The 14,484-nt window shown below is 49.6% G+C and carries 8 protein-coding genes and 2 tRNA genes; 6 read left to right on the top strand and 4 right to left on the bottom strand.

Going from position 1 to position 14,484, the window contains the following annotated elements:
* Nucleotides 1-161 precede the first annotated feature (161 nt).
* The 5 genes from I6E38_RS12185 (at nucleotide 162) to I6E38_RS12165 (ending at nucleotide 2,925) form a co-directional block, all read left to right on the top strand.
* Entirely contained in the window at nucleotides 162-1,163 is a 1,002-nt protein-coding gene (locus I6E38_RS12185) for a DUF4369 domain-containing protein (protein ID WP_235394246.1), read from the top strand.
* Nucleotides 1,164-1,277: 114 nt separating this feature from the next.
* Nucleotides 1,278-1,350, top strand: a tRNA-Gly gene (locus I6E38_RS12180).
* Nucleotides 1,351-1,371: 21 nt separating this feature from the next.
* A tRNA-Leu gene (locus I6E38_RS12175) sits at nucleotides 1,372-1,457 on the top strand.
* A 112-nt stretch (nucleotides 1,458-1,569) separates the two neighbouring features.
* On the top strand, nucleotides 1,570-2,415 hold the full coding sequence (gene prmC, locus I6E38_RS12170; RefSeq protein WP_235394245.1) for a peptide chain release factor N(5)-glutamine methyltransferase: 846 nt from the start codon (nucleotides 1,570-1,572) through the stop codon (nucleotides 2,413-2,415).
* 33 nt (nucleotides 2,416-2,448) lie between these two features.
* The gene (locus tag I6E38_RS12165; protein WP_235394244.1) at nucleotides 2,449-2,925 is read left to right on the top strand and encodes a regulatory protein RecX; all 477 of its coding nucleotides are present in this window, start codon (nucleotides 2,449-2,451) and stop codon (nucleotides 2,923-2,925) included.
* A gap of 130 nt (nucleotides 2,926-3,055) precedes the next feature.
* Here I6E38_RS12165 and I6E38_RS12160 read toward each other — a convergent pair whose 3' ends face one another.
* Nucleotides 3,056-4,750, bottom strand: coding sequence for a Na/Pi cotransporter family protein (locus I6E38_RS12160; protein ID WP_235394243.1), 1,695 nt, complete (start codon nucleotides 4,748-4,750; stop codon nucleotides 3,056-3,058).
* A gap of 98 nt (nucleotides 4,751-4,848) precedes the next feature.
* On the opposite strand from I6E38_RS12160, the gene I6E38_RS12155 reads away from it, so the two are divergent.
* Complete coding sequence (locus I6E38_RS12155; RefSeq protein WP_235394242.1) at nucleotides 4,849-6,510, top strand: nucleoside kinase; 1,662 nt, start codon at nucleotides 4,849-4,851, stop codon at nucleotides 6,508-6,510.
* Between the two features lie 44 nt (nucleotides 6,511-6,554).
* On the opposite strand, the gene I6E38_RS12150 is transcribed toward I6E38_RS12155, so the two are convergent.
* The 3 genes from I6E38_RS12150 to I6E38_RS12140 form a co-directional block, all read right to left on the bottom strand.
* Nucleotides 6,555-7,847 (bottom strand): ATP-binding protein, encoded by a 1,293-nt coding sequence (locus tag I6E38_RS12150; protein ID WP_235394241.1) that lies wholly within the window; start codon nucleotides 7,845-7,847, stop codon nucleotides 6,555-6,557.
* Between the two features lie 771 nt (nucleotides 7,848-8,618).
* Nucleotides 8,619-10,628 (bottom strand): RagB/SusD family nutrient uptake outer membrane protein, encoded by a 2,010-nt coding sequence (locus I6E38_RS12145; RefSeq protein ID WP_235394240.1) that lies wholly within the window; start codon nucleotides 10,626-10,628, stop codon nucleotides 8,619-8,621.
* Nucleotides 10,629-10,666: 38 nt separating this feature from the next.
* Nucleotides 10,667-13,864: a SusC/RagA family TonB-linked outer membrane protein gene (locus I6E38_RS12140; RefSeq protein WP_235394239.1), complete on the bottom strand. Its 3,198-nt coding sequence runs from the start codon at nucleotides 13,862-13,864 to the stop codon at nucleotides 10,667-10,669.
* Nucleotides 13,865-14,484 lie beyond the last annotated feature (620 nt).

Genomic DNA, 14,484 nt, shown 5'->3' with positions numbered 1-14,484 from the left:
CCCCCGGCCCCTCCCCAGCAGGGAGGGGAGTGATATGCCTTATTACTTGTATTTTGCCAGATATAGCCTTCCGTTATAGGAAGCTTTGGCAGTAATTGCATACTACTCCCCTCCCTACGGGGGAGGGGTCGGGGGTGGGGCTTATTCCTTTTATATACAGAATGAAACACTTATATATCCTTATTCTCGCTGTTCTGACACTCGCATCGTGCGGCACCGATAGCGGCCACTTCAAGCTCGAAGGCAGATTGCTCAACATCAATCAGGGTGAGTTCTACGTATACTGCCCCGACGGAGCCATGCGCGGACTTGACACCATTAAGGTGCAGGCTGGACGATTCACGTACACCACCGAGTGCGATGCCCCTAAGACACTTGTCGTCGTGTTTCCTAACTACACTGAGCAGCCCGTCTTTGCACAGCCCGGAAAGAGCGTGGACATCAAGGGCGACGCTTCGCATCTGAAGGAACTCACCGTCAAGGGCACCAAGGACAACGAGTTGATGAATAAGTTTCGCGAACAGATACACTCTGCCTCGCCCCCAGAGGTACTTAAGGCTGCACGCCAGTTTGCTGCCGACCACCCCGAGAGCATCGTGGCTACTTATCTCGTGCGCCGATACTTCATCGATACGTCGACGCCTGATTTTGCTACAGCCAAGCGTCTGCTTAAGGATATAGCTGCCAAGCAGCCCGACAACGGATATGTCGACATGTTGAAATCAATGGTGGCAGGACGCGAGTCTACCCCCGAAGGAACACTTCCGAAGCTCAACGCTCGCGACATCAATGGCAGTTCAGTGACAACAGCCACACTCAAGAAGGCGCGCACTACGGTAGTGTTGGCATGGTCAACATGGAACTATACCTCGGTGAGCATGCTCCGTCAGCTTGATCAGCGTGCCAAGGCTTCAAATGGACGCATAGCAGTGGTGGGCATATGTCTTAATCCTTCACTCAAGCAGTGCCGTACCGCACTCAAGAGCAACGACATCACCACCGCTACAATCATCTGCGATGGACGTATGGTCGACGGTACTGCCTACAATCAGATGGAAATGGTGGGTCTGCCCGACAACGTTCTGATAGAGAACGGACGTATTAAGAAACGCTCGTTGACGATGTCAAACCTTATGAATGAGGTTGATAAAATAGAAAAATAGTTAGTCAAAAGCCTCGGAAAACAGTTTTTTGAGGCTTAAAGACAACTTTTTCTGCTTTTGATACTTTCTATTCTAAATATTTTTTATATCTTTGCACTCGCTAAAGAGCGATATGCGGCAATAGCTCAGTTGGTAGAGCACAACCTTGCCAAGGTTGGGGTCGCGAGTTCAAGTCTCGTTTGCCGCTCAATAAAGGGACACACAGGTCGCCGCAATGGTGGAATTGGTAGACACGAGGGACTTAAAATCCCTTGGCCAGTAATGGCTGTGCGGGTTCGAGTCCCGCTCGCGGCACAAACATAGAATTTACTAACAACGATATAAAGGTGGACATTCCAAACGGATGTTCACCTTTTTACTTATATATACTTTCACACTAAAATACACTTCACATTATATATAACGTATGACATACGACGACATTTGGCGCCGGCTTGCCGGTGCGTACGACCAGCGTGAGGCGCGAGCCGTGGCGCGCATGCTCATTGAGGAGAAGTTCGGTCTTTCGTTTGCCGACATCATTTGTGGTGGCGTTGAGGCTCTCTCCGATGCCGACACACAGTGGCTTGAGGCAGCTGTGGAGCGCTTGGAGCAGGGCGAGCCTATACAGTACGTGCTTGGTTGGGCGTGGTTTTGCGGCCTGCGCTTTGGCGTTCAGCCAGGTGTACTCATTCCTCGCCCTGAGACTGAGTGGCTTGTCGACACCGTATATGCCGATTCTTCTGTCCTGAACGCCCACCAGTTGCGTGTGCTCGACATTGGTACGGGCAGCGGATGTATAGCTCTCAGCGTTAAGCAACGCCTGCCTGAGGCATACGTTGAGGCGTGGGACATTTCGCCCGAAGCGCTTACCATAGCAGCCGACAACGCTCACAGCCTTGGTCTCGACGTGGCATTCCGCCAGCACGATGCCCTTAATCTCACTCCCGATGCCGATGCCTGGGACGTGATTGTGAGCAATCCTCCCTACATCTGTCAGCGTGAGCGTGCCGATATGTCGCCCAATGTACTCAATCATGAGCCGTCTACAGCCCTTTTCGTGCCCGATACCGACCCTTTGCTGTTCTATCGAGCCATCACCCGCTATGCAGTAGGTTCGTTGCGTAGTGGCGGCAGATTGCTGTTTGAGTGCAACACGCTCTACGCAGCTGATACAGCCTGTATGATGGCTGACGAAGGCATGAATGCAACAGAAGTGCACAACGACTGTTTCGACAAGCCACGCTTTGCCGTAGGCGAGAAGAAAAAGTAAAATCAGAGGAATGTAAAAGCTAACAATAACGATATGTTTGCAAAGCCAAAGAAACAGATTACCGAGCAGGAGGCGCTGCTTAAGCTCTCGGCTCTGTGCTCGCAAGCCGAGCATTCGTCGGGCGAGATGATGGACAAGATGCGTCGCTGGATGTTGCCTGCCGACGTAGCCGACCGCATACTCGACCGCCTCATTGACGAGCGTTTTGTCGACGACGAGCGCTTTGCCCGCTTCTTCGTGCGCGACAAGATACGCTTCGACCGTTGGGGACGGCGCAAGATAGAGCAGGCTTTATACAAGAAAGGTGTAGCGTCTGATATCAGTCATCGTGTGCTCGATGCCGTTCCTGCCGACGACTATATCGAGATTCTGCGTCCGCTACTCGCTGCAAAGCGTCGCACACTGAAAGCCGACAGCGACTATGAACTCAACTGCAAACTAATAAGGTTTGCCATGGGACGCGGATTTGATATGGACGTTATAAGGAAGTGTGTTGATATGCCACTTTAAAGTTGAGAGTTGAAAATTGAGAGTTGAGAGTTATGATAACCTTATATAATTATATGTAGCTAAAGGCTTTACATATAAAAGCATATCATAACTCTCAACTCTCAATTTTCAATTCTCCACTGGACTACGCTTACGCTTCGCGCTGACGAGTGCCCATGCGTGCTTCAACGACATTGATAACATAGTCGCCGAGCTTCTCGCATTCGCTCACGATGTCCATGTACATAGTACCGATGGCATATGTGTACTTATGGTCATTGACATCGTTGATGTTCTGCGAGCGCAACTGGTTGCGATAGTTGTTGATTTCGTTCTCAACGTTGAATGAGCGGTTGACGTCGAGCGAGTCGCGGCGGCCGGTCAGCATCACGTTCATCTGTGTCAGCGAGTCGTCGGTAAGCTCAAACATCTGGTGCAGGTGCTCATACTGCTGCTCAGTAAAGTCTTCCTTGCCCTTCAGCTTGCGGCTTATGGTGCGTGCGATGTTGTAGCACGAGTCGCCGATAGACTCAATCTCCGAAATCTCGCGCAACATGGCGCGTATCTTAGCCTTAGTATCGTCCGAGAGATGGGCGTTGCTGACGTTGTCGAGATAGTTGGCTATCTCAATCTCCATGTTGTCCGAGATGCTCTCATACTTCTCAATACGAGTGAAAATCTTGTTGAACTTGGCGTCGTCCTTTACGCCCAGCAGTTCGCGTACCATACCGAACATACGCTGAATGCGCTCTGCAAACGACTGAATCTCCTTTTGTGCCTCAAGCACCGAGAGCTCCGGAGTCTTCATGATAGCTGTGCCACCGATGTAGCGCAGGCGGAATTCGTCCTCGTCCTTCTTCATCGAAGGCTTGATAACGTAGCATACGAAGCGCTCCATCTGCGGAATAAGCCATATCAGCACCGTTGTGTTGCACACGTTGAAGGTAGTATGGAAAGCAGCAAGCACCACTGAGAGGCGTGTGGCGTCGATGTGGTCGGCATGTGGGTCGACTCCTACAAATCCGCAAACCATATCGATGAACGGATAGAAGATGCAAAGCACCCAAATCACACCGAACACGTTGAACGTCAGGTGAGCCAAGGCTGCGCGGCGAGCCTGCGTGTTGGCACCCATAGCGGCGATGTTCGAAGTGATGGTAGTGCCTATATTCTCACCCAGCACCAGCGCAATACCCATATAAATAGGCAGCACTCCGCTCGAACACAGCACCATAGTGATGGCCATAAGGGCTGCCGACGACTGCATACAGAATGTCAGCACCGTACCAATGAGCAGGAACGAGAATATTGTGAAATAACTGTCTTTGTCGAAAGATGAGAAGAAGTCGATAACCATCTGGTTATGACTGAGGTCCATTTCCTTGCCGGTAGCTCCGAGAGTGGAGATGGCGAAGAACATAAATGCGACACCGAAGAGGAAATCGCCGATGTAGCGGTGCTTCTTGCGATAGATGAGCAGCAATGCGATAAAGAACACCGGGAACACGATGTTGGCCATGTTGAACGAGAAGCCAAGCGTCATGATCCATGCCGTGAACGTGGTGCCGATGTTGGCTCCCATGATAACGGAGATGGCTTGTGCCAAAGTGAGCAGTCCGGCGTTTACGAACGATACTGTCATCACCGTCGTGGCAGTAGACGACTGCACCGAGGCTGTTACGAACATACCGGTCAGCAGACCGGTGAAGCGGTTGGTAGTCATGGCTCCAAGGATATGGCGCAGCTGCGAGCCTGCCATTTTCTGGAGCGCCTCACTCATCACCTTCATTCCGTAGATGAGCAGGGCTAATGATCCGATAATCTTAAAAAAAATCCAAATCGACATATATTTTAATATAATTTATGTGGCGGTGTTGCGCATTGTGTCGAAAACGGAGTATCTTTGTTGCACATCAAGTATTAACCATTAAACATGTAACCGAAATGAAACAGTTGATACAAATCCGTTGCAAAAATAATAAAAAAAGTCTGAAAGTTGAAGCCGGAACCACACTTTCTGACATTTTCAAGCAATTAAATTTGACTTTGCCCTATCCGCCCGTATGCGCCAAGGTGAATAACAAGGTTGAAGGTTTGCATTATCGCGTATATAACGCCAAGGACATAGAGTATCTCGACATCTCGTCGCCATCAGGATTGCGAGCCTATACACGCACTCTCTTCTTCGTGCTTTGCAGGGCGGTGCAGGATTTGTATCCCGGTACAAGGGTTCGTATCGACATTCCGGTATCCAACGGTTTCTATTGCGACCTCAACATAGGCCGTCCTGTCACCGAAGCCGACGCTACGGCTGTGCGCAATGGGATGCAGGCCATCATCGACCGTGCCATACCCATACGCCGACACGAAGTGCCTACCGACGAGGCTATAGCACGTTTCGAGGAAATGGGCTATCACGACAAGGCGCTGCTGCTGCGCACTACGGGCCGGCTCTATACATTATATTATGACATCAACGGCTTTATCGACTACTATTACGGTTCGATGCTCACCAATACGGCGCAGCTCACGCTCTTCGGACTGGAGAAATACTACGACGGACTGCTTCTGCGCATACCCTCGATGAGCAACCCTTCGGAGCTTGGCGCACTCATACGCCAGGACAAGATGTTTGAAATATTCCAGGAGCACCACCGCTGGCAGAACCTTCTGGGAATGTCTACCGTCGGCACATTCAACGAGGCTGTGCGCGAAGGATACGCCACCGAGATAATCAACGTGTCGGAGGCGTTGCAGGAAAAGAAAATAGCGCACATTGCCGAGAACATTGCTCGTAAGAAGACCGTTAAGATGGTGCTCATAGCCGGACCCTCAAGTTCGGGCAAGACCACATCGTGCAAGCGACTGAGCATCCAGCTCCTTTGCAACGGCATACGCCCCGTGCCCGTGTCGCTCGACGACTACTTCGTCGACCGCGAACTGACTCCGAAGGACGAGAACGGCGATTACGACTTCGAATCGCTGCACGCCCTCAACCTGCCTCTGCTCAACAAGCAGCTCATGCAGCTCTTCAACGGCGAGGAAGTGGAGCTGCCCAAGTACGACTTCATTAAAGGTCGCAGCGTGCCGAGCGGTAAGAAGATGCGCATGCGTGCTGGCGATGTGCTCGTGATAGAAGGCATTCATGCCCTCAACCCCGAACTGACATCGCAGATTCCCGAAGAGTATAAGTATCGGGTGTACGCATCGGCACTCACCACCATTCTCCTTGACGACCACAACTACATCCCAACCACCGACAACCGCTTGCTGCGCCGCATCATACGCGACTACAAGCAGCGTGGATGTTCAGCCCGCGACACCATACGACGTTGGCCGAGCGTGCGCCGGGGCGAGAACAAATGGATATTCCCGTTCCAGGAAAATGCCGACGAAATGTTCAACACTGCCATGATATACGAGTTGGCTGCCATCAAGACCCAGGCAGAGCCGCTTCTTGAGCAGGTGCCCGAGAACTGCGAAGAGTATGCCGAGGCATACCGTCTGCGCAAGTTCCTCAGCTACTTCCTGCCCATCGACCACGGCGTTCTGCCCCCAACCTCACTGTTGCGCGAGTTCCTCGGCGGCAGCTCGTTCTCGTATTAAAAGCCATATGCCCTGCCCCTCCCCCGTAGGGAGGGGTAAGTTATTTAGTCAAACGCCCACTTTACCGCCCATAGGGGCACATTTGTCATCCATTCTTGTTCTCTATGTCCCGACATTGAGAAACGTATGCCATGCAAGTTTGGATTATCTTTTGTGAATTGTCGTAAGGATTTTGCTCTAAGATTTTCTTCAGCTTTCACTTCTACCGGTATGATTTCATTGTCGTGTTGTATGACAAAGTCTATTTCCATTGTGGAATTTTCATTGCTGTAATAGTATATGAAGGTGTGGGGTAGGGACTTTAGTTGCTGCAACACATAGTTTTCGGTGAAAGCCCCTTTGTATTCCTCAAATATATTATTGCCAATAAGAATCTGTTGTGGAGGAGTCTCCGACAAAGCACCGAGCAATCCGCAGTCAAGCAGAAAGAGCTTGAAGGCAGACATATCTTCATAGAATTTAAGTGGCATTGTAGGTTTGTTTATGCGGTATATTTTGTGTACCAGACCTGAGTCGACGAGCCACTGTATTGCTATCTCGAAATCGTTGGCTCGTGCTCCTTTTTTCAGAGCGCCATATACAAACTTCTTGTTGTCGCGTGCCAATTGTGACGGAATTGAATTCCACACCATGTTTATGCGCTGTACTTGTTGTAGCGGAGCGTGTTTGGACATGTCATTGCGATAAGCCTCAATTATTTTTGTATGTATAGAGCGTACTTCCCACACGTCTCCACGCTCAATGTATGTCTTTACTGCCTCTGGCATACCACCCACAAAATAGTATTGGCGTAACAGTTCAGTAAGCATTTGTTGTAACGACGACAGGCTTGACCATTCTCTGTCGTGTAAAAGTTTCACAAGCTGTGGTTTTCCCATAGCTAACAGAAATTCCTCAAAATCCATAGGATACATATAAAGCATGTCCACTTTGCCTACGGGGAACGATGTTCCCTCGTGCAATGTTATGCCGAGTAGCGACCCTGCAACGGCAACATGGTATTCCGGAACTTTCTCGCAAAAGTATTTCAATGATGAAAGACCGCGGTTTATTTCCTGAATCTCATCAAGTATAATCAGCGTTGACGATGGTGTTATTGATACTCCGGATATAGCACTGATACTCCGGATAATGCGTTTTATATCATAATCTACAAACATATCCTTCATATCGTCATTGTCGTCGCAGTTGATATATACTACATTATCATACTCTCTTTTCCCGAATTCCTTAAGTATATAGGTTTTTCCAACCTGACGTGCACCTTGTAGAATTAGTGGTTTACGATTTGGAGAATCCTTCCATGACTTCAGACTTTTATAAATATATCGTTCCATTGTCGCTATTATTTTGATTAATAGATGCTTACGCTGCAAAGATACACTTTTCTATGGGAACTTGCAAACGATAACTACACTTTTCTAGGGGAACTTTCATGCTGATGCCACACTTTTCTAGGGGAACTTTGGATTTTAACAAAAAAAGTGGCGCCCAATGTCGGGATGCCATTGTTTGCTCAGGAGGGTGTGTCAAATGTCACAGCAGCACGCCCCGAAGGGGCAGAAGCTCATAGCCCAGGGCAACACCCTGGGTAAAAGTATCGCAAATTATAATGCGCCCTGCTAAGGGCAAAAGCGTTAATTATCAATGCTTTTGCCCTTGCAGGGCGTTTTGCGATTTTCAATCCGTACACCCAAGGCGCTACCTTGGGCTATGTGCTTATTGGGCTTTCAGCCCGCTTTGTTTAATTTTTGCACACCCTCCTCCTACGGATTGTATTGTAAATTCCGCTCTTCAATTTTCAGTTTCTAATATTATTATTCCAAAAAATCAGATATAGCGAATATTGGATAGAATTATTGTTTGTCCGTTTTTCCAAGGCAAATATACCGCTTTTTGTCCGTTTTTCCAAGGCTTTTTGTTGCTTTTTGTCCGTTTTTCTAAGAATAATGGATTGCATTATCTTCTACGTCTTATTGCGAATGCTACATTTTTCTAGTGGAACTTTGGATTTAAACAAAAAAGTGGCGTCCCAATTACGGGACGCCACTTTTAGTATATAGCCATTAGGCTGATTTTCGTATTTGTCTTTAAAGCTTACAGACTGATTACTTTACATCAGTAGGACCCTGTCCGGCGATTTTCGGCCATCCTGGGTTCTGATATACAACTGATGTGTTGAGGTCGGTCTGGTCGCCTGCTGCAGTCTGACGGAATACGCTCTGTGCGATAGGTGACAGATAGTGGGCAGGTGTGAACTTGTAGCCATCGAACACCTCGTTGTTGATCTTAGAGATCTGGTATGGACGGATGTAGTCGCCACTAATCTCCTTAGAGCTGATGTTGCCCTTACCGCCTTCAACGTCTACCATAGCGAGGTTGGTAGAACCGTCGCGCCATGCACCTTCGTACACAGTGCCCCAGTACTTCATACCCTCAATCTGGTAGCCGTTAACCTGGTCGCAAGCACGCCAGCGAATCAGGTCTTCCCAACGCATACCCTCACCGATGAACTCGTTGCGGCGCTCGCGACGGATGTTGTATGTTGTAGCGTCGACAAGCTGGCCGTGTGAGTAAGCACCGAAGTCCCACTTAGCCTCCTCCTGCATATTGGTTGCAGCGATAGTCTTGTTGTAGTCAGGATCAACCTTAGCACGTGTGCGGAGAGCACGCCAGTACTTGTCGGCAGTTGCGTCGATGGTGTTGCTCTTCAGCCATGAAGCCTCCATGTAGTTGAGCAGTGCCTCTGTGCCACGGAATACGATGCTTCCGCTCTCGCCGAAGTGGTGGTTGAGCTGCTGCTGGGTGTCGTAGTTCTTACCCTTCTTTACAGCGTAGCCAGTAACCATACGTGTCTCGTTGTTGCCCTTTACAGTCCAAGAGAGGTCTACCGAGTTGACACCGTCGTCGGTGTAGTTCTCGATACCGTTGTCTACCTTGGTGAAGATCTTGATACGAGAGTCGCGATTCTGCAGAGTAGCCTTGATGCCCTGGTTCTCCCAGTTGGCGTCATAGCCAGAATTAGCCGCGTAGATAGGCAGACCGTTGCGCATGAGGAATGAGTTGACCAATCCGCGTGTCCAACCTGTACCACCACCGTTGCGCTGGAGCTGCATCTGGATGTTGTGTGTAACGTTAGCCTTCAGACGGTCGAATGCGCGGTACATGATAACCTCGCTATAGCCGCTCATATCCTTGTCACAGAACATTGTGTAGTAAGGATTGGTGCTTGCCAGGTTTCTGTCCTGACCCTCTTCAGCGTCAGTATTCTCTACGAGGTTGCCAACGAGCTTGTCGCCAAGTTCCTTCGACGACTTCATAGCCTCAGTGAGGAAGTGGTCGATTGAAGAGTCGATGTTGAAGTCCTTAACGTCCTCAGCATTGCCAGGCCATCCCGGACCGCCCGGAACGAATGCAGTACCCTTGTGATACTTCTCCCATGTAGCCTCGAAGAGGGCTGCGCGTGAGCGGAGCAACAGGGCTGCGTCGCGTGAGATGCGGTTCTTGCCGCCAGGAGCTGTCTGAGAAAGAAGTTCGAGAGCCTTGTCGAGGTCGTCGAGAATCTGCTGGGCTACCTTATGGCGTGGCTGACGCTTTGAAGCCTGTACAAGAGTCTCCTTGTCGTCAGGAAGTGCTGTGAGCACGATAGGGAAGTCGCCTAATGACTGGAGCTTGTCCAGATAGAGGTAAGCGCGGAGGAAGTAAGCCTCGCCTATATAGTGGCGTACGTTGGTAGCAGCACCAGAAATCTTACCTGCCTCATACTTCGGCAATACCTGATCGAGGAAGTAGTTGACATTACGTATGTTTCCGAAATCCCAAGCACCACCACTCTGGCCTACTTTCCAGTTGCCTGGCACCCAACGGCTTGAATAGCCGGTAGCTGCCTGGTTGTCGGTAGCGTTGTCGTAGGCGAATGTGCCCATACCATAGCTGCCTGGGGCAATGCTGGTGAGTACACCATACAGATTGATTGTGTAGGCAGCAAGGTCTGACTCGGCTGTGAAGAAAGCCGCAGGTGTAACGTTGCTCTCAGGCTCCTTGTCGAGGAAATCGTTGCAGCTGGTCAGGCCGAGCGATGCGCCCAATACGAGCATTGAAATATATTTAAGCTTCATAAGTTGTTTCCTTTCTATAATCTATTGTTGATGATTTATTAGAATGTCACACTAAGACCGCATGAGAATGTCTTCGACAACGGATAGGTCTTGCCAATCTCGCCACCGTAGCCTGCTCCGATAAGCTCGGGATCGCCAGCCTCTGTGAAGTTGGTGATGGTGAGGAGGTTTTCGCCTGATACGAAGAAGCGGAGGTTCTCGATGTATACCTTGCGTGTAAGTTCCTTCGGCAGTGTGTAGCCGATAGTGATGTTCTTCAGACGAGCGTAAGCAGCATTCTGCAAGTAGCGTGTCTGTGTCTGTGTATTGCGACCACCATTCCAGCTAACACGTGGGTAGTAAGCGCCCTTGTTGTCCTCACGCCAGTAGTCACTATGATACTTCATACCTAATGCCTGCCACTTACCTTGACCGGTAGCACCCCAGAACATTGGTCCACCTGCAGCGTAGTCGCGCTTGAGTGTTCCCTGGAAGAATACCTTGATGTCGAAGCCCTTCCAAGCAGCGTCGAGGTTCAAACCGAAGTTGTAGCGCGGTGTTGAGTTACCGATGATGCGGCGGTCGCCAGACTTGTCGGCTGTGCCTTCGCCACCATTAATCTTGCCGTCACCGTCGAGGTCCTTGTACATGATGTCACCTGCTGTCCAACCGCTTCCGAGTGCGCTTTGGTCAACCTTTTTGAGGTGAGCGTCCATCTCTTCCTGGCTCTGTGCGATGCCGAGAGTAGTGTAACCCCAGATGTCGCCGAGCTTGGCACCCTTATAATATGAACCGAGGTTCTTAGATGGGTTAGGATACTTGTCGATAACCACCTGGTTGTCGCTCAATACGAATGAAGCGCCGTAGCTAACCTCACCGATGATGTCGCGCCAGCTAATCTGCAAATCCCATCCCTTAGAAGTCATGTCGAGGTTGTTGACTCTTGGAGGATTGGCACCGAGGATAACGGGCAACTCAGGAGCAGGACCTACCATGTCGAATGTATTGCGCTGATAGTAGCCGAACGAACCGGTCAAGCGGTTGTTGAAAGCGCCCCAGTCGAGACCTACTTCCCATGTGCGGCTCTTCTCCCATGTAAGAGAAGCTGATACAAGTCCGGGCTGTGATGCAGTGTTAGGCTTAACACCGTTTACGAGCCAGTTGCTGCCCTGAGCCGAGAATCCGATAGTAGGATAGAACGGATACCAGTTGTCAGTGTTCTGGTTGCCGAGCTGACCCCAAGAAGCACGGAGCTTCAATGTGTTGACATACTTGGCTATTGGCTCCCAGAAACTCTCCTGAGCGATGTTCCAACCTGCTGAGAATGATGGGAAGAAGTTCCAGCGGTTGTCGCGGAGGAAGCGTGAAGAGCCGTCGTAGCGGAGGTTAGCCTCGAAGAGGTAGCGTCCGGCGAAGTCGTAGTTGATACGTCCGAAGAAGCCTGCTGTGGTCCATGAGTTGTAAGCACCGCCTACGCTTGGCTTTGTTGTTGTAGTGTTGAGAGTTGGCAGGCCTGACATGATGCCGTTCTGGCGTGCTGTCACGTTGCGCTGACGGAACCACTCGCTCTGGAAACCGCCCATCACCTTCATGTTGTGGTCGCCGAATGCATGGCTATACTCAGCAAAGAGGTTCGGGTTGAAGTAGTTCGACTTGTATGTATACTCGTATACGCTTGTAGTCTCGTTCTGGTCAACATACGGGTTGTTGTCGCAGTCGTAGCCGTAAGTAGTCTGCCAGTCGCGGTGGTTGAAATGTGTAATGATACGGTAGTTCAACTCGGCATTGAGGGTCAAGCCCTTAACCGGAGTAGCTACAAACGAGAGCTGCTGTGCCAGGCGGTCAGTCTGGTTCTTGGCGCGTCCGCCGTTCTGGAGACGTCCGATGTACGACTCAGGCAGCCAGTTGCCGTTCGGGTCCTTTGTAGGAAGGATAGGCCAGTAGCGGCACATGTTGTGATAGAACTCGTCGGTACCGTTAACAAGGTCGCCCGGCATCTCGAAGTCGGTACGTGTGAAGCGTGTGTTGTATGTCACACGCAACCAGTTGGCAAGCTGAGCCGAAACCTTACCTGTAAAGGCATAGCGCTGTGTGTTATCATCACCATGACGCAGAAGACCGCCACGGTCGAGGTAGTTGGCTGACAGATAGTACTGCATGCGGTCGTCGCCGCCAGTCATGCTGAGGGTGTGCTCCTGCGAGAAGCTGTTGCCAAACTGCTCCTTGAGCCAGTCGGTGTTGCCGATAGGCAAGAGTGGATTGTTGTCCCAAACCTCCCAACGGTTGTTGCCGTTCTTGAACATCTTCTGCATGTTAGGGTCGCTCTGGGCCTTCTTGATCTGCTCAAGCTTGTCGTCAGTAAACCAGATACCAGCACCACTATTAACAGAAGCCTCGTTCATATATTTAGCCCATGTGTAAGAGTCCATCATCTCCGCCATGTTGAGCGGAGAGTCGAAACGGAACGAGTTGTTGTAGTTGATAGTGGCCTTGCCCTTCTTACCGCTCTTGGTGGTGATAAGCACAACACCACCGGCAGCACGCGAACCGTAGATAGAAGAAGCTGAAGCATCCTTCAATACAGAGATGTTCTCGATGTCCTGCGGGTTGAGTGCGTTCATATCGCCCTCCATACCGTCGATGAGCACGAGCGGAGTTACCGAAGAACCTGCACCGATAGTACCGGTACCACGGATGTTGAATGACTTAGTAGAGTTAAGAGTACCACCGCTGTTTGGTGTAGAGAAGTTCATACCAGCAACAGCACCCTGGAGAGCGTCAGCTACAGAGTTAACCGGACGTGCTGAGAGAGTCTTTGAGTCGACGGTAGATACGGCACCAGTAAGGTTAACCTTCTTCTGTGTACCGAAACCTACTACTACAACTTCTTCAAGCATCTTCTTGTCGTCCTCGAGGATAATGTCGAGAGGCGCACCGTTCCACTTAACTACCTTTGTTGTGTAGCCGATGTAAGAGATTTGGATTGAGGCACCCTTCTTTACACCATTGAGTGTAAAGTTGCCGTCAATGTCAGTCACTGTACGCAAGTTGGTACCTTCGACAATTATCGAAGCTCCGATTACTGTTTCACCAGTAGCGTCTTTTACAACGCCCTTGCAAGCTGTCTCGTTCTGCTGTGTAGAAGCAGTGAGCACAGCGTCGTTCGAACCAGCCGCATATGCCATCTGTCCGCCGCTCATAGGAGCAGCAGCGAGCAATGCCATAACCATACCGGCGGTCTTGACTTTCTTGTTCATAAGCAATTAAATTTAGTTATAATTGATTTTAGTAGAGTTAGAAACTTTGTAAATTCCCATTAGGACACAGCACAATGGTATGGACACATATTTATATATATGCTCACTTGTTGTGTTATTATAACACGCATTAAGCTCTATCCTTAAAAAACTAAGGGCCGAATTGTTGTTCTGTTTTTAGTTGATGATAAGACTTTTTAAATCTTATAATTTTTTTAGTGGTTTACGGTGACAAAATTACAAAATATGTTTAATATAATAAAGGTAAATTTGAAGCAATCTTTATCTATTAATGTTCTTTAACAGAGTACACGGCAAGCTACACCATCTCACCACCTCACCATCACACCACCTCATCACCACAACATAACAACTGTGGAGCTGGCTTCACAACAATATTTGCATTTTTCATCGCTCAAAACTGCGAGCTGAGCGCACGAAGAGATCTTTGGCTCGAAATTCTTGAGTTTTGAGAGGTTTGTGTTATATCGCTCATTGTCAGCGGTTTAAGTGGTATGACGAGAAGGTGCACAATGTGCAGATACGCAAAAAGGGGGTGTGTCAAAATTCACACCCTCTTTTAAAATATCACAAAGCCCGAACTTTCACAAGCTCGGGCT

It is taken from the genome of Leyella stercorea (assembly GCF_021531355.1).
Taxonomy (GTDB): domain Bacteria; phylum Bacteroidota; class Bacteroidia; order Bacteroidales; family Bacteroidaceae; genus Prevotella.
The sequence above is the reverse complement of the archived record's forward strand: the minus strand, read 5'-3'. Positions and strand labels throughout refer to the sequence as shown.